We start from the raw sequence: 18946 nt of genomic DNA, 5'->3' as shown, positions 1-18946 counted from the left end.
GTAAACATGTCCAGGACACCCGAGGAGTACCCGTGCCGGCTGCAGCCCCGCGTCGTGGACCGTCGATGGCGGACGTGGCCCGCGAGGCCGGCGTGTCGGGCCAGACGGTGTCCCGCGTCGCGAACGGGAAGACGAACGTCGACGACGCCACCCGCGAGCGGGTCCTCGCGGCGATGCGCCGGGTCGGCTACCGGCCGAACAGCGCGGCGCGGGCGTTGCGCAACGGCAAGTTCCGCAGCATCGGCGTGATCATCTCGGCGCTGCCGACGTTCGGCAACAGCCGCACGCTCGACGCCATCGCGGCGGCGGTCGTCCCGGAGGGGTTCTCGATCATCCTGATGCCGGTGACGCGGCCGACGCAGGGTGAGGTCACCGGCGCGTTCAGCACGTTGAACGAGCAGGCCGTCGACGGCGTGATCATCCTGATCGAGCAGCACCAGCTCGACCGGAGCGAAATCGAGCTGCCGCACGGGCTTCCGGTCGTTGTCATCGACTCCAGCGCGCGCTACGACTACCCGGTCGTCGACACCGACCAGGCCGACGGCGCCGCCACGGCGACCCGGCACCTGCTCGACCTCGGCCACCGGACGGTCTGGCACATCGCGGGCCCGCCGCAGTCCTACTCCGCCGAGCGGCGCCGGAAGTCGTGGCAGACCACTTTGGAGCGTGCGGGCCGCGTGGTGCCGGACGTGCTGACCGGCGACTGGTCGCCGTCATCGGGGTACCAGGCGGGGTTGACCCTGGCGACCGACCCGGCGGTGACGGCGGTGTTCGTCGCGAACGACCAGATGGCGCTGGGGTTGCTGCGCGCGCTGCACGAGGCGGGCCGGTCGGTGCCGGGCGAGGTGAGCGTCGTCGGGTTCGACGACATGGCGGAGTCGGCGCACTTCTGGCCGCCGCTCACGACGATCCGCCAGTCGTTCGAGGCGGTGGGCCGGCACGCGGTTTCGGCGCTGCTGGCCGAGATCGAGACGGGCGCGGAGGCCGGTGAGCCGGTGAGCGTCCCGACCGAGCTGGTGGTCCGCTCCAGCACGGCGCCGCCCCCGCCCGAGAATCTCGTTTGACCGTCCGGAAGCCGGGGCATTACTGGCCACCGAGCCGGATCCCCCGGTATCGCGAATGTCGCAGTGGTGTGGACCATTCGGCCCTACCGCAGCAGAAACGAGGCCATCGTGCTCGCCATCCTCGCCGCCGTGCTCTTCGGACTGGCCCTGATCATGGAGCTCGCCGGGTTCGGGCTCGGCCCGGTCATCACCACCGGGACGCTGACCACCGCCGGCCTGCTGTGCGTCGCCCTGCACCTGGCCGGGGTGGCCACCGACCGCTCGCGGTTCTCGCGCAGCCGCCGCCGTCGCTGACGCTCAGCCCGCCGCGGGCTCCAGCGCGCGCCGCAGCACCTGGGTGAACACCTCGGGCGACTGGGCGCCGGCGACACCGAACCGGCTGTCGAACACGAAGAACGGCACCCCGGTGGCGCCGAGCGCCCGCGCCTGCTCCCCGTCCGCCGCCACCTCGGCTTCGTAGGTGTCCGACTCGAGCACCGCACGCGCTTCCTCGGCGTCGAGGCCCGCTTCGGCCGCCAGCTCGACGAGCGAGTCACGGTCGAACAGCGAGCGCCGCTCGGTGAAGTGCGCGCGGTAGAACCGGTCGACGACGGCGTCGGCCAGCCCGCGGTCGGCGGCCAGGTGCACCAGCCGGTGGCCGTCGACGGTGTTGCCCATGTGGACACCGTCGAGGTGGTACTCGAGGCCGTCGGCGGCGGCGCGCTGTTCCATCTGCGCCTCCATCTCGTCGGCTTCTTCGAGCGTCCGCCCGTACTTCTCGGAAAGGATCTCCCGCGTCGGCCGGGACTCCCCGCGCGGGAACGACGGGTCGAGCTGGAACGAGTGGTGCACCACCTCGACGTCGACACCGAGCTCGGCCACCGCCCGCTCGAAGCGGCGTTTGCCGAGATAGCACCAGGGACAGACGAGATCGGACCAGATGTCTACGCGCACCCCACCACGGTAACCCCGGTGGTGGCACGCACTTCAAGGTAACCGGCCCGGACTAGGGTGGGCCGGTGACCGTCTCGACCGACGACATCGTCCGGCACGCGGCGCGGCTGCTGTTCGCCGGGACCCGCCTCGACCTCGGCCGGATGGCCGCCGACCTGGGGATCTCGCGCACGACGTTCTTCCGCCGGGTCGGCAACCGCGACGACCTGATGGGCGCCGGGCTGCGGCTGCTGTCCGACCGGACCTGGCAGCGCGCCCTCGACCACTGGCGGGCCGAACACGGCGACGCGGCGCGAACCCCCGAAGGCCGGCTGCGGTCCCTGTGGGTCATGGAGGAGTACCGCCGCGAAGTCGCCGGCAACGAAGGCATGCGGAAGCTGATCGAGGCGGAGTCGACGGTGGCGCTGCGCGTGCTCACCGATCCGCGCGGCGCGGTCCAGCCGGCCCTGGTCGACGCGCACGTCGACCTCTTCCGCGCCGACGCCGAGGCGGCCGGGCTGACCCCGCTGGTCGGCCTGCCGGACCTGGCGTTCGCCGTCGTCCGGCTCGGCGAGTCGTTCCTGTACTCCGACGTCCTGGCCGCGCGGACCGTCGACCTCGCCGTCGCGACCACGCTGCTCGACACGCTGGTCCAGGGCGCGCTGGAGCCCGCCGTCGTTCACTGACTGTGCCCATCGTTCCCCATCCGACCACAGTCACGGCCGAAAGGCTTTTGTGGCGACGGTTACCTGCCGCTCGATGGTCGGCCTACTTCTGGCCGGATGGGGAACCAGCGCCCAGTCGGCCAACTCCTCACCCGTTCGGCCGTTGTGGAACATTTCGCCTAAGTGTTTCATAGGGCGACGGGAAAGCGGTTACCCCGCACCCCGCTTGCGGCACGCTCTTCTGTTGCCGCGCAACGGTTCCATCGGTCTGCCCGTCCTGTCCGGGCGCGCTTTCGCCTGCCCGGGGAAAGAGAGCGAACCATGTCCGTACTCACCAGCCCGCCGACGCCGTCTGGCCTGGGTGAGAGCGTTTCCCGCCGCCGGGGGTGGCGCGCCAAGGCCGCCGGTGTGGTCTTGACCGCCCTCGCGCTCACGACCGGGGTCGCTTCACCGGCCCCGGCCGCGGCGAACCCCTACGAACGGGGCCCGGCCCCGACCACCTCCAGCGTCGAAGCCAGCCGGGGCTCCTTCGCGACGAGCACCACCACCGTGTCGCGCCTGGCCGTCTCCGGCTTCGGCGGCGGCACGATCTACTACCCGACCTCGACCACCGCCGGCACGTTCGGCGCGCTCTCCATCGCGCCCGGCTTCACGGCCACGCAGTCCAGCATCTCCTGGCTGGGCCCGAGGCTGGCGTCGCAGGGCTTCGTGGTGTTCACCATCGACACGCTGACCACCAGCGACCAGCCCGACAGCCGGGGCCGCCAGCTGCTGGCCTCGCTCGACTACCTGACGCAGCAGAGCTCGGTGCGGTCGCGGATCGACAGCAGCCGGCTCGGCGTCGTCGGGCACTCGATGGGCGGCGGCGGCACGCTGGAGGCGGCGCGCTCGCGGCCGTCCCTGCAGGCCGCGATCCCGCTGACCGGCTGGAACCTGACGAAGAACTGGTCGTCGCTGCGCGTGCCGACGCTCGTCGTGGGCGCGCAGTCCGACACCGTGGCGCCGGTGGCGTCACACTCGATCCCGTTCTACACGAGCCTTCCGTCCTCTTTGGACAAAGCGTACCTGGAACTGCGCGGCGCCAGCCACTTCGCGCCGAACTCGGCGAACACGACGATCGCCAAGTACACGCTGTCGTGGCTCAAGCGGTTCATCGACAACGACACGCGGTACGAACAGTTCCTGTGCCCGATCCCGAGCACGAGCCTGTCCATTTCGGACTACCGGGGCAACTGCCCGCACAACGGCTGAGCCCGCCCCGGGAGGCGCCCGCGCGTGCCTCCCGGGGTCACAGCGTGACGGCGACTTTTCCCTTGGCGTGCCCGGCTTCCTGGTACGCGAACGCCGCGAGGAGGTCGCCGAACGGATAACTCCGGTCGACGACCGGCGTGACCGCGCCGCGTTCCGCCAGCGCGGTGAGCTCGGCCAGAATCGCCTTCTTGTCCCGGCAGGCCACCACGTCCGCCAGCACGGCCTTCCGCCGGACGAAGGGAGCGGCGGCCAGCGCCGCGAACGTGTGCCCGGCCGGCTCCAGCCACCGGCCGGCCGGGCCGCCGACGGCGACGAACACCCCGTCCCGAGCCAGGATCCGCCGGCACGCCGCGAGCGAGTGGCCACCCGCGATGTCCAGCACGACGTCGTAGCACCGCCCGCTGCGCGTGAAGTCCGCTTCGCGGTAGTCGACGACGTGGTCGGCGCCGAGCGAGCGGACGAGGTCGCCGGCCGCGCCGCACACGGCGTCGACCTGCGCCCCGAGCGCCTTGGCCAGCTGGACGGCGAAGGTGCCGACCCCGCCGGAAGCGCCGTTGACCAGCGCCCGCTGTCCCGCTTCGACCCCGCGCAGCGCGAGCATCGCGGTGACGGCGGCCGCCGGCATGACCCCGGCCTGCGCGTGGGTGAAGTTCCCCGGCATCGGCGCCAGCAGGTCCTCGCGCACGCAGACGTACTCGGCGTGCCCGCCGCCGGGGAGAAGGGCGTAGACGTCGTCGCCGGGGCGGAAGATCTTGCCCGCCGTCTCGACCCGTCCGGCCAGGTCGCAGCCGAGGATGCCGAGCTTCGGCCGGCGCAGGCCGAACCCGCGGGGCATCACCCGCGCGATGTACGGCTCGCCTCTCAGGTGGTGCCAGTCGTACGGGTTGACGGAGGTGGCGCGCACCCGGACGAGCACCTCCCCCGCGGCGGGCACCGGATCGGGGACGTCTTCGAAGGTCAGGGTGCCGTACGCGCGCAGGACCAGGGCTTTCATGTCGCGCGGCGGTCGCGCTCGCCGACGAGCACGGACTAAGGAAGACGTGCTCGACGGGATCGTCGAGGTCGTCGCGCAGGAGATCAACGAGAGTGTCGGGCGGCTCGAGCCCGCCGCTGACTGGAAGCAGGCGGTGCGCCGCCGGATCCTCACCGCGCGCGAGGTGTTCCTCCGCCACCGCTGGGCGCCGGAGCTGTTCGAAACGCGGTCGTCGACGAGCCTGACGGTGCTGAGGTACTACGACGCGCTGGTCGGCCTGATGCGCGAGGGCGGGTTTTCCCACGACCTGGTCCACCACGCCCTGCACGCACTCGGCAGCCGGGCGCTGGGGTTCAGCCAGGAGCTGTTCGACCCGGCGGCGGGAGAGTCGACGGATGTGCCGGCGGAAATGGCGGCCCAGCTGCCGAACCTGGTGGGCATGCTGACGGAGATCGCCCACGACGACCCGGACTCGACGTTGGGCTGGTGCGACGACCAGACGGAGTTCGAGTTCGGCTTGGACATCATTCTCGACGGTTTGGACCGCCTGAGAGACCCGGCGTAGTTCACCTGGTGGAACACCCGCGGCCACCCCGCCCACCGCAGGCAGAATCGATCCCGTGTCCCGACCTCTGCGGAAGCTCGGCTTCCTGACCATCGGCCTCTTCGACGCGGCCGACCCGCGGCGGGGGCACGAGTCGACCCTGGAGATCATCGAGCTCGGGGAACGGCTCGGGTTCGACAGCGCCTGGGTGCGGCACCGGCACCTGCAGTACGGCATCTCGTCGCCCGTTGCCGTGCTCGCCGCCGCGTCGCAGCGGACCCGCCGGATCGACCTGGGGACCGCCGTCATCCCGCTCGGCTGGGAAAACCCGCTGCGGCTCGCCGAGGACCTCGCGACCGTCGACCTGCTCTCCGGCGGGCGGCTCAACCCGGGGATCAGCGTCGGCCCGCCGATGCGCTACGACGAGGTCAAGCGCGCGCTCTACCCGGACACCGCCGACGCCGAGGACTTCGGCTACGACCGCGTCCGGCGGCTGCTGGACTTCGTGCGCGGTGAGCCGGCGACCGGCTTCAGCGGCACCCAGGGTTTCGAAGTCTTCTCCGACCGGGTGCAGCCGCAGTCGCCCGGCCTCGGCCGGCGCCTCTGGTACGGCGGGGCGAGCCTGCGCTCGGCCGAGTGGGCCGGCAAGCACAGCATGAACTTCCTGACCAGCAGCGTGGTCAAGGCCGAAGGCGAGAGCACGGACTTCGCCGAGATCCAGCGCTCGCACATCCAGGCGTTCCGCGCCGCCCACCCGGACGGCGAGGCGGCGCGGGTCTCCCAGGGCCTGGTCGTCGTGCCGACCGACAGCGCGACCCCGGAGCAGCGCGTGAAGTACCAGGCTTATGCGGAGAAACGACTCCCGCGGACAAAAGAGCCGCAAGGCCCGGCGCGGATGCTGTTCTCCCCCGACTTCGTCGGGACGTCGGCGGAAATCGCCGAAAAACTGCACGGAAACGCCGGATTCCGCGAAGTCGATGAGGTGGCTTTCGCCCTGCCGTTCACCTTCGACCACGAAGATTACGTGCAGATCCTCACCGACATCGCGGAACGGCTCGGCCCGGAACTGGGCCGCGAATCCTGACTTACTTGTTGGTGCCCGGGGTGAGCACCTTGTCGATCACGAAGACCGTGGCGTTCTTGGTGGGGATGTTGCCACACAGGATCTTCGCGCCGTTGACGGTCATGTTCTCGCCCGAGCCCTCGATCTTCAGCGGACCACCGGCGGTGTTCAGCGACTCCAGCGTGCCAGCGCCCTCGAGACCCTTGGCGTCGTAACGCTTGCCGACGACGTGGTACTGCAGGATCGGCGACAGCTCGGCCGGCTTGCCCGCCAGCTCGGCGAACTTCGCGTCACCCAGCGCGGCGAACGCCGGGTCGGCCGGCGCGAACACCGTGATCGACGGCGCGCTGTTGAGCGTGTCCACCAGGTTGGTGGCCTTCACCGCGGCGACCAGCTTGGTCAGCAGCGGGTTCGTCGACGCCGCCGAAGCGACCGGCTGCGGGCCCATCGAGTCCAGCGAACCCGGCGCGGAACCCTGCGGCAGCTGCGAGCAGGCCGGGCCGAAGACGTCGGCGTTGGTGGTCATGCCGTTGGAGGCGCCCGAGTCGGCGCTGGACGACGGGGCGGCCGCCGACGAGGACGGCGCGGGGGCGCTGGAGCTGCCCGAGGAAGCGGTGTCGCTGCCGCTGCACGCGGTCAGCGACAGGGCGGCGACAGCGGCGAGGCCAATTCCGGCGACACGAAGCTTGGTCACGAAAATCACTCCAATAAGCGGCTTGGACAGTTCATCGAACTGTTTCTTGTGAGGCATTCGACACTGCGGGAGAAACGGATTGGCACTCGATCGGGTGATGAGGGTCACGCACGTCAGGAAAGCGCTTGCGGCACTTTCCCGACGTCAGGCGAGCGCAATCGTGCTGACCAACGGCGTGGTCGGGCCGCCGGAACCACCCGCGGGCTCGACCGTGATGCCGATCCGGTCGACCCCCGCCGGCAGCCCGGCCAGCATCGGCCGCATCCGGTCCGGGGTCTCCGGCTGCATCAGCCCGGCCGACCGCGCGCCGTCCTTGCCGAGGAACCACACCTGGTAGGCGTGGCCCGCGTCGAGGACCGGCAGACCGGAGGCGAGCAGCACGGCCTGGTTGCGGCTGCGCGAAACGACCAGCGTCGTGGACCCCTTGCCGACGCCCTGGATCGCCGAAGCGTCCGAGGCGGCCAGCACCGAGTCGACCGGCTGCGGCGGGGCGGTCGCCACGTTCGTGACCCCGACCGCGACCGCCACGACGGCCGCCGCGGCGGCGCCGACGAGCGCGATCCGCAGCCCCCCGGTCTTGGCGCGGCCGAGCTTCCGCGCCACCGGCAGCTTCGGCACCTGGGGTGGCAGCTGACGGGTGGCCGCCACCTCGGCGAGCACCGCCGCCCGCAGCGACGACGGCGGGTCGACCGCCGCGGCCGCACCCAGCCGGGCTCCGGTCGCCCGCAGCTCGGCCACCTCCTGCCGGCAAGCGTCGCACTCCTCGAGGTGCCGTTCGAACCCGGCACGCTCCACATCGGACACGGCGTCCAGCGCGTAGGCGCCGGTCAGCGTGTGCGCCTCGGCGGTCATCGATCCACCCCCAAGCAGTCGCGCAGCCGGATCAGGCCGTCTCGGATCCTCGTCTTCACGGTGCCGGGCGCCACTTTCAGCACCTCGGCGACCTCCGGGTAGGTGTAGCCGTTGTAGTAGGCGAGCACGATCGACTCGCGCTGCAGCTCGGTCAGCTGGGACAGGCACTGGCGCACCCGCTCCTGGTCGAGCGTGGCCAGGGTGGACTCGGTGACCTCGTCGAAGGGCCGCTGGACGTCCATCCGGCCGGCCCGCTCCTCCCGGTCGAGCCCGGCCTGGTGCGAGCGCACGCGGTCGACGGCCCGGCGGTGCGCGATCGTCAGCACCCACGACAGCGCGCTGCCGCGTTCCGGGACGTACCTCGTGGCCTTGCGCCACACCTCCACCAGAACCTCCTGAGCCACTTCCTCGGCCTGGGCGTGGTTGCGCAGCACGCGCGTCACCAGCCCCAGCACCGGACCGGCAACGAGGTCGTACAGCGACGCGAACGCCGGTTCGTCCCCGGCCGCCACGCGCCGTAGCAGCTCTTCGGCGGTCGGGACGGACGACGGGCTGTCGTCCGTCTGCAGCCGTAGCCGCCCTCGCTCACCCATGCCCGGCAACCTCCACCTCACCCACCGGCCCTCCGGCCGGTACGAGGGGTTCGCGGCCGGTCGGCGGCGCGGACTGGTCCGGGAGCCCACGAGGAGGCGTGTCCCACTCGGACGGGGCAACTCCGGCGCTCAGACCTGTCCGCCGGGCCCGCAGCTCCGAATGTCTGGCTCGGCACCCACCCGCCGTGACCGAAGGCAGTCACCGTGTGTCACCCGGTTGCCCTTTTTTCCCAGCGCCGGTGACTTCCGGCACTTCTTGATCACTCTGAAGCGTGAAAGTTTTTCGGAACGCTGGGCGTTGAACTCACCATGGGTTATCTCTGGAACCCGACGAAGTTAACCGACGAGTAGCAAAGGTTGTCCCCATGGCCGACCCGCACAGCGTGACCAGCGCCAGCATCGACTTCGCCCTGCGGACCTTCGGGGCGGCGCCGCGGCCGGTGCCGGCGGAGCTGGAGTACGACACCCGTGACCCGTACGCGGTCGCCGTCGTGCTGCACGCCGGCCCGAGTGCCGTCCGGTGGCTGTTCGGCCGCGACCTGCTCGCCGACGGCCTGCTCGCCCGCTGCGGCGACGGTGACGTCCGCGTCGGCCCGGCCGGCGACCCCGCGCTGGTCGTGGTGGAGCTGAACTCGCCCGACGGCGCCGCGGTGCTCGAAGCGCCGGCGAAGGAGATCGCGGCCTTCCTCGACCGCACCTACGAGAGCATCCCGGGCGGGAGCGAGAGCGACTGGTTCGACTTCGACGAGGAACTCGCGAAGCTCTCCTACCAGGACTGAGTACCGTCCGGCGGGTGAGCTTCTTCCTGACGAAGGTCCTCGCCGCGCTCGAAGACGGCGGCGACCGGCCGCTGTTCCACTTCGGCGGCGTCACGACCTACCACCAGGCCCGCGACCGGCTGCGACGCCTGCACGGCGGCCTGGGCAACGCCGCAAAAGTCGCCATCGACCTGCGCAACCGGCCCGAGACGGTCCTGGTGCAGCTCGCGGCGCTGATCCGCGGCGCAACCGTCGTGCTCGTCCCTGCTTCGGCGCCGGCCCGCGACCGGCTCGCCGCCGCGGCGGGCGCCACGGTCGTCACCGACCGCCCGCACGACTGGCCCGGCGCCGACGCAAAAACCCTCGATGACCTCGACGGCGAACCCGAACCCCTGGACCTGCCCGGGAAAGTCGGCCTCCTCTTCCCCACCGGTGGCACCACCGGCACCCCGAAGCTCATCCGCCACAGCGGCATCTACGACGGCATGGCGCACATCTTCGCGCCGGATCCCGGCGGTCCCGGGCGCACGCTCCTCGTCGCGCCGATGACGCACATGACCGGCAACGCCACCGTGCTCGGCGCCATCCTGCGGCGCGACACCGTGGTCCTCCACGACGGGTTCGACGCGGGCGCGGTCCTCGACGCGATCCAGGAGCACCGCATCGACACGCTCTCGCTGACGCCGCCGCGGCTAGCCGCCGTCCTCGACCACCCGGCACGGGGATCGACCGACCTCAGCAGCGTTCGTTCGCTCTCGCTGGGCGCCGCGCCGCTGCCGCCGCACCGGCTCGCCCAGGCCCTCGACGTCTTCGGCCCGGTCGTCGGCCAGGGCTACGGCCTCACCGAAGCCCCGATGATCGCCAGTATCTCCGCCGCCGAGCTCGTCGCGCGCCCCGAGCTCCTCGGCTCGGTCGGCCGGATCGTCCCCGGGATGGAAGCCCGCATCGACAACGGTGAGGTCCTGGTCCGCGGACTGTCCATGATGGATGGTTACCTGGGCGCCGAGCCGATCGGCGACGGCTGGCTGCGCACCGGCGACCTCGGCCGCTTCGACGCCGACGGCTACCTCTACCTGCTCGACCGCGCGGACGACGTCGTCGTGGTCGGCGAGCACGGCTCGAAGGTGCCCACGACCGTCGTCGAGCACGCGCTGGCGGCGCACCCGGCCGTGACGAGCGCGGCCGTCTTCGGCCGGGGCGACCGGCTCCACGCCGTCGTCGTCGCCGGAAAGGTCACCGAAGACGAGCTGAAAGCGCACGCCCGAGCCGAGTTCGGCCAGGAGCACTACGTCCCGGCGAGCGTCACCTTCACCGACGCGCTGCCGCTCACCGAGGTCGGCAAGGTCGACAAGCGCGCCCTCGCTCAGCTCGTGACGGCGCCGTAGGACGACGACCGGACCAGCTTGGCGTACTTGCCGAGCACCCCTTCCGGGAACTTGTTGGGCAGCGGCTCCCAGCCCTCCCGGCGCCGCGCCAGCTCGGCCGCGTCGACCAGCAGGTCGATGCTGCGGCCCTTGATGTCGACGGCGATCCGGTCGCCGGTGCGGACGAACGCGATCGGGCCGGCGTCGACGGCTTCGGGCGCGACGTGGCCGATGCACAGGCCGGTGGTGCCGCCGGAGAACCGGCCGTCGGTCAGCAGGAGGACGTCCTTCCCGAGCCCGGCGCCCTTGATCGCCGCGGTGATCGCGAGCATCTCGCGCATGCCCGGCCCGCCCTTGGGGCCTTCGTAGCGGATGACCACGACGTCACCCGCCTCGATCCGGCCTTCGGTCAGCGCGGCCATCGCCTCCTGCTCGCGCTCGAACACGCGCGCCGGGCCTTCGAAGTTCTCGCTGTCGAACCCGGCGGACTTGACGACGGCGCCTTCGGGCGCGAGCGAGCCGCGCAGGATGGTGATGCCGCCGGTCGGGTGCAGCGGGTTCGCGAAGGTGCGCAGAACCTCCCCGTCGATCGGGTCCGGGTCCAGCTCGGCGAGGTTCTCGGCCACGGTGCGGCCGGTGACGGTGAGCGCGTCGCCGTGGATCAGGCCTTCGTCGAGCAGCGCCTTCATGAGCACCGGGATGCCACCGTGGCGGTCGATGTCGTTCATGACGTACTTGCCGAACGGCTTCAGGTCGCCCAGGTGCGGCACGCGGTCGCCGACACGGTTGAAGTCGTCCAGCGTCAGCTCGACCTTCGCCTCGTGCGCGATGGCCAGCAGGTGCAGCACGGCGTTCGTCGAGCCGCCGAGGGCCATCACGACGGTGATCGCGTTCTCGAACGCTTCGCGCGTCAGGATGTCGCGGGCGGTGATGCCCTTTTCGAGCAGCCCGACCACGGCTTCCCCGGACAGGTGCGCGTAGTGGTCGCGGCGGCGGTCCGCGGACGGCGGTGCGGCCGACCCCGGCATGCTCATCCCCATCGCTTCGGCCGCCGAGGCCATCGTGTTCGCCGTGTACATGCCGCCACAGGCGCCCTCACCAGGGCAGATGGCCCGTTCGATGCGGTCCAGGTCGGCGGTCCCGAGCCGCCCCGCCCGGCACGCGCCGACCGCCTCGAAGGCGTCGATCAGCGTGACGTCCTTCTCCGAGCCGTCGGTGAGCTTCACCCAGCCGGGGGCGATCGTGCCCGCGTAGAGGAACACCGACGCCAGGTCCAGGCGAGCCGCGGCCATCAGCATCCCCGGCAGCGACTTGTCGCAGCCGGCCAGCAGGATCGAGCCGTCGAGCCGCTCGGCCTGCATGACCGTCTCGACCGAGTCGGCGATGACCTCGCGCGAAACCAGCGAGAAGTGCATGCCGTCGTGGCCCATGGAGATGCCGTCGGACACCGAGATCGTGCCGAACTGCAGCGGGTAGCCCCCGGCCGCGTGCACGCCCTCCTTGGACGCCTGCGCCAGCCGGTCCAGGGACAGGTTGCACGGCGTGATCTCGTTCCACGAGCTGGCGACGCCGATGATCGGCTTGCGCCAGTCGCCGTCCCCCATCCCGACGGCGCGGAGCATGCCGCGGGCGGGCGCGGCCTCGATCCCGTCGGTCACCGTGCGGCTGCGGGGTTTCGGGTCGATGGTCATCTCAGCGGGCCTCCGATACGACGTTCGGACGCACTGCATGCTACCCGCGTCCGCGCGGTCCGCTGGCCGGAACGATTCGCTTCCCGGACTCCGGCGAACCGGCGAAAACTCGGGCAGATGATCGCCACAGTGGTGTGGGGCACGGGCAACGTCGGCCGTGCCGCAGTCCGGGCCGTCGAGGCCCATCCCGCGCTGAAGCTGACCGCAGTCCTCGTGCACAACCCCGGCAAGGTCGGCAAGGACGCGGGTGAGCTCGCCGGCGTCGGCCCGCTCGGGGTCACCGCCACCGACGACGTCGAATCCGTGCTCGCGGCGAGCCCCGGCGCGATCGTGTACGCCGCTTCGGGCGACATCCGGTTCGACGACGCGCTCGCCGACATCGTGCGCGCGGTCCGGGCGGGCGCGGTGGTCGTCACGCCGGCGCTCTACCCGCTCTACGACCAGCGCAACGCGCCGCCGGAGCTGCGGGACCCGGTGCTGGCCGCGGTCAAGGACGGCGGCGGCTCGCTGTTCGTCTCCGGCGTCGACCCCGGCTGGGGCAACGACGTGCTGCCGCTGCTGATCAGCGGCCTGGGCACCGACGTCGACGTCATCCGCTGCCAGGAGATCTTCGACTACTCGACCTACGAGCAGCCCGACTCCGTCCGGTACCTGGTCGGCATGGGCCAGCCGATGGACTACGACCCGCCGATGCTGATGACCGGCGTGCCGTCGATGGTCTGGGGCGGGCAGGTCCGGCTGATCGCGCGCGGCCTCGGCGTCGAGGTGTCCGAACTGCGCGAGACGCTGCAACGACGTCCGCTCGAGGAAACCGTCTCCACGCGGACCATGGGCGAGTTCGAAAAGGGCACCCAGGGCGCGGTCCGGTTCGCGGTGCAGGGCATCGTCGACGGCGAGCCGCGGATCGTCATCGAGCACGTCACCCGCATCCACCCGTCGTGCGCGCCGGACTGGCCGACCCCGCCGAGCGGCGACGGCGCCCACCGCGTGATCATCGAAGGCCGGCCGCGCATCGAGGTCAGCATCGAAGCTTCCGACGAAGGCGAAAACCGGTCCGCGGGCGGCAACGCCACCGCCGTCGGCCGCCTCGTCGGCGCGATCGACTGGCTCACCGCCGCGGAACCCGGTCTCTACGACGCACTCGACGTCCCGCTGCGCCCGGCAGCCGGCAAGCTCGGAAGGAGGCGCTCGTGAACATCGACATCCCCGAGGGCAAGGACCCGATCGGGTACGTGTGGGGCGAGATGGTGCCCGGCATCGGGATCGCCGCCGCGCAGTTCTCCCTCGCGGTCTACGAGCACACCACGTTGGGGCTGCGGGAGTTCGAGGCCGCGCGGCTGCGGATCGCGCAGGTCAACGGCTGCGTCTTCTGCCTCGACTGGCGCACCGAACGCGACGGCGTCAAGGTCGAAGAGGAGTTCGCCGACGCCGTTTCCGACTGGCGCACCACGGAGCTCTTCGACGAGCGCACGCGCCTGGCGGCCGAGTACGCCGAGCGCTACGCGACCGACCACCACAACCTGGACGACGAGTTCTGGAAGCGGATGTCGTCGGCCTACAGCCAGCAGCAGATCGTCGAGCTGAGCATGTGCCTGGGCTCGTGGCTCGCGTTCGGACGGCTGAACCACGTCCTCGGCCTCGACGTCGTCTGCGTGCTGCCGTCCCACCGCTCGTGAGTGGTAATTCGGGTTAGAACCCGAATTACCACTCACGACATCGCTAGAAGTCCGTGGCGATGATCTTCTCGATGTTCCGCTCGGCCAGCGCCGTGATGGTGACGAACGGGTTGACGCTCGTGTTGCCCGGGATCAGGGACCCGTCGATCGCGTACAGGCCCTGGTACCCGGTGAGCCGGCCGTAGTTGTCGGTCGCCTTGCCCAGCACCGCGCCGCCGAGCGGGTGGTACGTCAGGTGGTCACCCCAGATCTTGTAGACGCCGAAGAGGTCGGTCCGGTAGATCGTCCCCTCCTTCGAGTTGATCTTGTCGAAGATGGACTTCGCCATGTCGATCGACGGCTGCTTCCACGCCGTCTGCCAGTTCAGGTCCACCTTCTGCGTCGCCGGGTTCCACGAGAACTGCGCGCGGTTCGGGTTCTTCGTGATGGACAGGTAGAACGACGCCCACGTCTCGATCCCGGTCGGCAGCGGCGCGACCTCCGCGAACGCGCCGCCCGCGGCCCAGTTGTCGATGCCCCCGCAGGGAATCGACGACTGGAGGCTGCCGGTCGGGTCCCAGATGTGGTTGGCGCGCCCGCACATCACGTTGCCGTTGTCACCCCAGTTCTTGCCGACCTCGCCGTTGAGGTTCGGCAGCGCGCCGGTCGCCTTCAGCTTCACCAGCAGCTTGCTCGTGCCGACACTGCCGGCGGCGAAGAACACCTTGTCCGCCGTCACGACCTTGGTCGCCGTCACGGCGCCGGTGGTGTTCAGCTGCTCGATCGTCACCGTGTACCCGCCGCCGGACGCGGGTGCCACGGAAGCCACGCGGTGCAGCGGCGAGATGGTGACGCGCCCGGTCGCCTGGATCTGCGGCAGGTAGGTCTTCTGCAGCGACTTCTTGCCGTAGTTGTTGCCGTACAGGATTTCCCCGGCCAGCGCCGACCGAGGCACGGTGTTGGCCTGTTCCTGCTTCATGTAGTTCCAGTCGTAGACGTCCGGGACGAACACGAACGGGAACCCGGACCGCTGTGCCTGTTTCCGGCCGACCCGCGCGTACTGGTAACACTCGGCGGTGTCGAACCAGGCCGGGTCGATGAGCCCGACCCCGAGCCCGGCGTTGGCGCGCGGGTAGTAGGTGTTGTACATCTCGTCGGCGTTGACGGTCGGGAGGATCGCGCCGAAGTTCTCCCGCTTCGGCGTGACGGCCATGCCGCCGTTGACGAGCGAGCCGCCGCCGACGCCCCGGCCTTGGTACACGGTGATGCCGCTGAACTCCTCGGCGTCGAGGATGCCGGTGTACTTCGGGATGTCCTTGTCGATGGGGAACCCGAGGAAGTTGGACAGCGGCTGCTTCGTCCTGGTGCGCAACCAGAACGAGCGCTGGTCCGGCGTGGTCGTGTTGGCGAAGATCTTGCCGTCGGCGCCCGGGGTGTCCCAGGCCATGCCCATCTCGACCAGCTGGACGTCGATGCCGGCCTGGGCGAGCCGCAGCGCGGTGACCTGGCCGCCGTACCCCGAGCCGATCACGAGGGCGGGCACGCGCGCCGCGTCGGCGATGGCGGGGGACGGAGAGGCGGCCGCACGGCCCCCCACTGCCGCGGCCGCCAATATAGAACCGGTTCCAGCAATGAAGAGACGGCGGGAAACTGCGTCAGAAGCTGTTCTCCACACGGGTTCGTCACGCATGTGATAGTCCTCACCGTTGAGGTATATTAGAACAGGTTATAACTCAGTGGTGCAGACAAGTCGACATATACCCGCAAGTAACATCCGTGGGTTGTGCGGGGATTCCGCTGAATGGGCCATGATGGACGACTGTGGAGTCGACCCGAGTGGACCGCTGGCTGTGGGCGGTCCGGCAGATGAAGACGCGACCGGACGCCGCGGCGGCGTGCCGGGGCGGACACGTGCGCGTGAACAACAAGCCGGCGAAGCCCGCGACGACGGTGGTGCCGGGTGACGAGGTGCGCGTGCGCGTCGGCGGAACGACCAGAATCCTTGACGTGGTACGGGTGATCCAGAAACGCGTCGGCGCGGCGGACGCGGCGACGTGCTTCGTCGACCGGACCCCGAAGCCGTCCCCGGAGGCGGTGGTGCCGGTCGCCCGGCGCGACCGCGGCGCGGGCCGACCGACCAAAAGGGAGCGTCGCGTGCTGGACGCGTTCCGGTCACCGGAGCACTGAGCCGCTTTTCCCCACATTCCGGTGGCCACCTGTCCGACGCCGGCTCCGGCCGAGTTGACCTCCGAATCGACGTTCCGGGCGGGCCCGCACCGGAAATAGCCGGGAATCCGCCCGGACCGGGTGGGTCCGGGCCGAAAGTGGGTAGCCCCCCTCGCGGATGTCCGCTGTGGGGAGGAAGTCATGACCACCCGGCAAACCCGCCTGCTCGCCGCGGCGCGGCCACTGGTGGTGCGCTACTGCCGCGCCCGCCTCGGCGCGAACGCGGCCGACGACGTCGCGCAGGACGTGTGCGTCGCGCTGCTCGAGGCCCTGCCCGGCCGGCCGCCGGACCGGCCGTTCCCGAACTTCGTCTGCGGCATCGCCCGCCACCAGGTCGCGGCCGCCCGCAAGGCCGCCGCGCGCCAGCGGGACGAGCCGGTGGCCGAACTGCCCGACGAGGTCGACCCGGCCGTGGACCCGGAGAACCACGCGCTCCGGCGCGAGCTGGGCGAACGGATGGCGAAGCTGCTGCAGGTGCTGCCGGACAAACAACGGGAGATCGTCGTCCTCCGGGTGGTGGTCGGCCTGTCCGCGGAGGAGACGGCGGCGGCGGTCGGGTCGACCCCGGGCGCGGTCCGCGTCGCCCAGCACCGGGCGCTCGGCCAGCTGCGAAAGGTCGTTTCGGGCTAGCCTGGCGAAGTGAGCGACAACTTCGAAGGGCGCGACGTCGGGTCCGGGATCTCGGTCATCCGCGAAAGCAGCGACGTCGTCGGCTCCGGACCGCGCCTGCACCGCCACCCGTACACGGAAACGTTCGTGATCATCCGAGGCAGCGCCCGTTTCACGATCGGCGACACCCACCGCGACGGCACCGCGGGCGACGTCCTGGTCGTCCCGGCCGGGACGCCGCACAAGTTCGCCGTGCTCGGCCCCGGCGTCTACGAGGCCGTGCACATCCACGAAAGCGACCACTTCATCACCGAATGGCTGGAGTGACCCTCAGGACGCGTGAAACAGCGGCTAGCTCAGCACCGCGACGATCCGAGTGCCCGGCGCGAAGGCTCCGACCTCGATGTGTTCGAAGAGCCCGTAAAGCATCTTGCCCTCGTACACCCGATCGAGCGTGACACCGTGCCGGTCGTCGAAGTCGGCGATGAACCGGTCGAGCGCGGGGCTGCGCTTGGCATAACCACCGAAATGGAAGTCGAGGTCGATCGTCCAGTTCGTGGTGGCCTTCCCGTACGCGTCCTGCTGAAGCCGTCGGACTTCGCCGGCCAAGAACCCTCCGCCCTTGAGGACGGCGAACCCGATCGCGCGCCGGGGACCGGTCAGGCCACCGGCGATACCGGCGAGCGTGCCGCCCGTTCCGGTGGCACAGCAGATGACGTCGAAGTCCGTCGTGATCTCCTCGACCAGCTCGGCGGCCCCCCGCACGGCGAGACCGTTGCTACCCCCTTCGGGAAGGACGTAGCAGGGACCGAACCGGCGGACCAGCTCCGCGAGCACGGCAGGCTCCGTCTTGCGCCGATAAGCCGCACGGTCCAGGTAGGTCAGTGCCATCCCTCGTTCGGCCGCGTAGGCGAGGGATGCGTTGAGCGGCTCGTGCTCCTCGCCGCGGATGACGCCGACCGTCTCGAACCCCAGGTGGTGGCCCGCGGCGGCCGTCGCCCGGAGGTGGTTCGAGAACGCGCCGCCGAAGGTCAAGAGCCTGGTGAAGCCCTCTTCCCGGGCCGCTTCGAGGTTGTGGCGGAGCTTGCGCCACTTGTTGCCCGGGATCTCCGGGCTGATCAGGTCGTCCCGCTTGAGCTGCAAGTGGACACCGCGGCGCTCGATCCGCTCGTCACGAAGCTCCGCAAGCGGCGAAGGCAGGTTCGCGAGACCAGACAGCCCGGCTTCGCTGGTTCCCACACGGCCAGCTTAACGCCGTGCGGCCCGCTCAGAGCTCGCCGTCGCCGATCATGCCGCGGAGCTTGGTCAGGGCGCGGTACTGGGTGATGCGGACGTTGCCCGCCGAGATGCCCAGTGCGTCCGCCACCTCGTTCGCCGACAGGCCGGCCACGATGCGCAGCGACAGGATCTCCCGGTGCAGCGGTGGCAGCAGCGCCACCAGGCGGCCGAGGCGGACGCCGAGGTCCTGCTCCAGGACGTGCGCTTCCGGCTCGTTGCCGCCCAGCGGCCGGTCCGGCAGCTCCGACACCGGCTTCGACCGGTCACGCGCGACCGAGCGGAACGCGTCCGCGACCTTGTTCGCCGCGATCGCGCGCACGAGGTAGAGGAACGAGCCGCCGCGGTCCTGGTAGTTCGGCAGCACCTTCAGCACCGCCAGGCACACCTCCTGCGCGACGTCGTCGGCGGAGAGGTACGACAGGTCCCGGCCGCCGATCCGGGCGCGGCAGTAGCGCACGACCGTCGGCTTGATGAGCCGCAGCAGCGCCTGGACGGCGTCCGGGTCGCCGGTCCGCGCCGCCGCGACGACCGGGTCGAGCTGCTCCTTGGTCAGCTTGCCGTCCGGGCGCGGCAGTTCCTCCAGTACGACATAGCCCTCGACCGGGGCCGGCGTCTCCAAGGTCGTGGTGTCCACGGTTCCCTCCTCGCTCCGTCCACCGGACCCGCCGTCCACAATGGACCACAATGGTCCTTGGACGATCCGCGATCCGACATACGGAGTAATCGAGGCGCTGACCAGCAACGTTGCAAGAGC

22 protein-coding genes are annotated in these 18946 nt (G+C 70.7%); 13 read left to right on the top strand and 9 right to left on the bottom strand.

Going from position 1 to position 18946, the window contains the following annotated elements; translation table 11 throughout:
• Positions 1 to 65 precede the first annotated feature (65 nt).
• A complete protein-coding gene (locus tag ACZ61C_RS06465; RefSeq protein ID WP_465304213.1) occupies positions 66 to 1064 on the top strand; it encodes a LacI family DNA-binding transcriptional regulator in 999 nt (332 codons plus the stop codon).
• 108 nt (positions 1065 to 1172) lie between these two features.
• Entirely contained in the window at positions 1173 to 1358 is a 186-nt protein-coding gene (locus ACZ61C_RS06460; RefSeq protein ID WP_360683721.1) for a hypothetical protein, read from the top strand.
• A gap of 3 nt (positions 1359 to 1361) precedes the next feature.
• Here ACZ61C_RS06460 and ACZ61C_RS06455 read toward each other — a convergent pair whose 3' ends face one another.
• Positions 1362 to 1997, bottom strand: a complete 636-nt coding sequence (locus tag ACZ61C_RS06455) for a DsbA family oxidoreductase (protein ID WP_465303531.1) — start codon at positions 1995 to 1997, stop codon at positions 1362 to 1364.
• A 65-nt stretch (positions 1998 to 2062) separates the two neighbouring features.
• On the opposite strand from ACZ61C_RS06455, the gene ACZ61C_RS06450 reads away from it, so the two are divergent.
• Together ACZ61C_RS06450 and bdeA are read left to right on the top strand one after the other, a co-directional pair.
• Entirely contained in the window at positions 2063 to 2662 is a 600-nt protein-coding gene (locus tag ACZ61C_RS06450; protein ID WP_465303529.1) for a QsdR family transcriptional regulator, read from the top strand.
• Between the two features lie 300 nt (positions 2663 to 2962).
• A complete protein-coding gene (gene bdeA / locus ACZ61C_RS06445; RefSeq protein WP_465303527.1) occupies positions 2963 to 3892 on the top strand; it encodes a bis(hydroxyethyl) terephthalate hydrolase in 930 nt (309 codons plus the stop codon).
• A 37-nt stretch (positions 3893 to 3929) separates the two neighbouring features.
• Here the strand turns inward: bdeA and ACZ61C_RS06440 are convergent, their stop codons facing one another.
• Positions 3930 to 4886 (bottom strand): NAD(P)-dependent alcohol dehydrogenase, encoded by a 957-nt coding sequence (locus ACZ61C_RS06440; RefSeq protein ID WP_465303525.1) that lies wholly within the window; start codon positions 4884 to 4886, stop codon positions 3930 to 3932.
• 46 nt (positions 4887 to 4932) lie between these two features.
• Between ACZ61C_RS06440 and ACZ61C_RS06435 the strand changes: the two genes are divergently transcribed.
• The gene (locus ACZ61C_RS06435; protein WP_465303523.1) at positions 4933 to 5430 is read left to right on the top strand and encodes a TetR/AcrR family transcriptional regulator C-terminal domain-containing protein; all 498 of its coding nucleotides are present in this window, start codon (positions 4933 to 4935) and stop codon (positions 5428 to 5430) included.
• Positions 5431 to 5485: 55 nt separating this feature from the next.
• Positions 5486 to 6493: an LLM class flavin-dependent oxidoreductase gene (locus ACZ61C_RS06430; RefSeq protein ID WP_465303521.1), complete on the top strand. Its 1008-nt coding sequence runs from the start codon at positions 5486 to 5488 to the stop codon at positions 6491 to 6493.
• Position 6494: 1 nt separating this feature from the next.
• Here ACZ61C_RS06430 and ACZ61C_RS06425 read toward each other — a convergent pair whose 3' ends face one another.
• The 3 genes from ACZ61C_RS06425 to sigK form a co-directional block, all read right to left on the bottom strand.
• Positions 6495 to 7166, bottom strand: coding sequence for a fasciclin domain-containing protein (locus ACZ61C_RS06425; protein WP_465303519.1), 672 nt, complete (start codon positions 7164 to 7166; stop codon positions 6495 to 6497).
• Positions 7167 to 7310: 144 nt separating this feature from the next.
• Positions 7311 to 8018 carry an anti-sigma factor gene (locus ACZ61C_RS06420; RefSeq protein ID WP_465303517.1) on the bottom strand — a complete coding sequence of 236 codons (708 nt, stop codon included), beginning with the start codon at positions 8016 to 8018 and terminating at the stop codon, positions 7311 to 7313.
• Positions 8015 to 8611: an ECF RNA polymerase sigma factor SigK gene (gene sigK, locus ACZ61C_RS06415; RefSeq protein ID WP_465303515.1), complete on the bottom strand. Its 597-nt coding sequence runs from the start codon at positions 8609 to 8611 to the stop codon at positions 8015 to 8017. The genes ACZ61C_RS06420 and sigK overlap by 4 nt, the downstream gene beginning before the upstream one ends.
• A gap of 365 nt (positions 8612 to 8976) precedes the next feature.
• Here sigK and ACZ61C_RS06410 point away from each other — a divergent pair, with 365 nt between their 5' ends.
• Positions 8977 to 9390, top strand: a complete 414-nt coding sequence (locus ACZ61C_RS06410; RefSeq protein ID WP_465303513.1) for an SsgA family sporulation/cell division regulator — start codon at positions 8977 to 8979, stop codon at positions 9388 to 9390.
• Between the two features lie 14 nt (positions 9391 to 9404).
• Positions 9405 to 10754, top strand: a complete 1350-nt coding sequence (locus ACZ61C_RS06405) for a class I adenylate-forming enzyme family protein (protein WP_465303511.1) — start codon at positions 9405 to 9407, stop codon at positions 10752 to 10754.
• Here ACZ61C_RS06405 and ilvD read toward each other — a convergent pair.
• The gene (gene ilvD, locus ACZ61C_RS06400) at positions 10733 to 12424 is read right to left on the bottom strand and encodes a dihydroxy-acid dehydratase (protein ID WP_465303509.1); all 1692 of its coding nucleotides are present in this window, start codon (positions 12422 to 12424) and stop codon (positions 10733 to 10735) included. The genes ACZ61C_RS06405 and ilvD overlap by 22 nt on opposite strands.
• A 117-nt stretch (positions 12425 to 12541) precedes the next feature.
• On the opposite strand from ilvD, the gene ACZ61C_RS06395 reads away from it, so the two are divergent.
• Together ACZ61C_RS06395 and ACZ61C_RS06390 are read left to right on the top strand one after the other, a co-directional pair.
• Positions 12542 to 13618 (top strand): NAD(P)H-dependent amine dehydrogenase family protein, encoded by a 1077-nt coding sequence (locus tag ACZ61C_RS06395; RefSeq protein ID WP_465303507.1) that lies wholly within the window; start codon positions 12542 to 12544, stop codon positions 13616 to 13618.
• Positions 13615 to 14100 carry a carboxymuconolactone decarboxylase family protein gene (locus ACZ61C_RS06390; protein WP_465303505.1) on the top strand — a complete coding sequence of 162 codons (486 nt, stop codon included), beginning with the start codon at positions 13615 to 13617 and terminating at the stop codon, positions 14098 to 14100. The genes ACZ61C_RS06395 and ACZ61C_RS06390 overlap by 4 nt, the downstream gene beginning before the upstream one ends.
• Before the next feature lie 43 nt (positions 14101 to 14143).
• On the opposite strand, the gene ACZ61C_RS06385 is transcribed toward ACZ61C_RS06390, so the two are convergent.
• Entirely contained in the window at positions 14144 to 15622 is a 1479-nt protein-coding gene (locus ACZ61C_RS06385; RefSeq protein WP_465303503.1) for a GMC oxidoreductase, read from the bottom strand.
• A gap of 278 nt (positions 15623 to 15900) precedes the next feature.
• Here ACZ61C_RS06385 and ACZ61C_RS06380 point away from each other — a divergent pair, with 278 nt between their 5' ends.
• The 3 genes from ACZ61C_RS06380 to ACZ61C_RS06370 all read left to right on the top strand — a co-directional run bounded on the left by ACZ61C_RS06380 (position 15901) and on the right by ACZ61C_RS06370 (position 17241).
• Positions 15901 to 16266: an RNA-binding S4 domain-containing protein gene (locus tag ACZ61C_RS06380; RefSeq protein ID WP_465303501.1), complete on the top strand. Its 366-nt coding sequence runs from the start codon at positions 15901 to 15903 to the stop codon at positions 16264 to 16266.
• Between the two features lie 180 nt (positions 16267 to 16446).
• Positions 16447 to 16935 carry a sigma-70 family RNA polymerase sigma factor gene (locus tag ACZ61C_RS06375; protein ID WP_465303499.1) on the top strand — a complete coding sequence of 163 codons (489 nt, stop codon included), beginning with the start codon at positions 16447 to 16449 and terminating at the stop codon, positions 16933 to 16935.
• 9 nt (positions 16936 to 16944) lie between these two features.
• A complete protein-coding gene (locus ACZ61C_RS06370) occupies positions 16945 to 17241 on the top strand; it encodes a cupin domain-containing protein (RefSeq protein WP_465303497.1) in 297 nt (98 codons plus the stop codon).
• 24 nt (positions 17242 to 17265) lie between these two features.
• Here the strand turns inward: ACZ61C_RS06370 and ACZ61C_RS06365 are convergent, their stop codons facing one another.
• Both ACZ61C_RS06365 and shbA read right to left on the bottom strand, forming a co-directional pair.
• Positions 17266 to 18153, bottom strand: a complete 888-nt coding sequence (locus ACZ61C_RS06365) for a 1-aminocyclopropane-1-carboxylate deaminase/D-cysteine desulfhydrase (RefSeq protein ID WP_465303495.1) — start codon at positions 18151 to 18153, stop codon at positions 17266 to 17268.
• 28 nt (positions 18154 to 18181) lie between these two features.
• The gene (gene shbA, locus ACZ61C_RS06360; protein ID WP_465303493.1) at positions 18182 to 18826 is read right to left on the bottom strand and encodes an RNA polymerase sigma factor ShbA; all 645 of its coding nucleotides are present in this window, start codon (positions 18824 to 18826) and stop codon (positions 18182 to 18184) included.
• Between the last annotated feature and the right edge of the window lie 120 nt (positions 18827 to 18946).

Source organism: Amycolatopsis sp. NPDC104587, from assembly GCF_055583645.1.
Note: the sequence above shows the minus strand (reverse complement) of the source record. Positions and strands in the feature narration are given on the sequence as shown.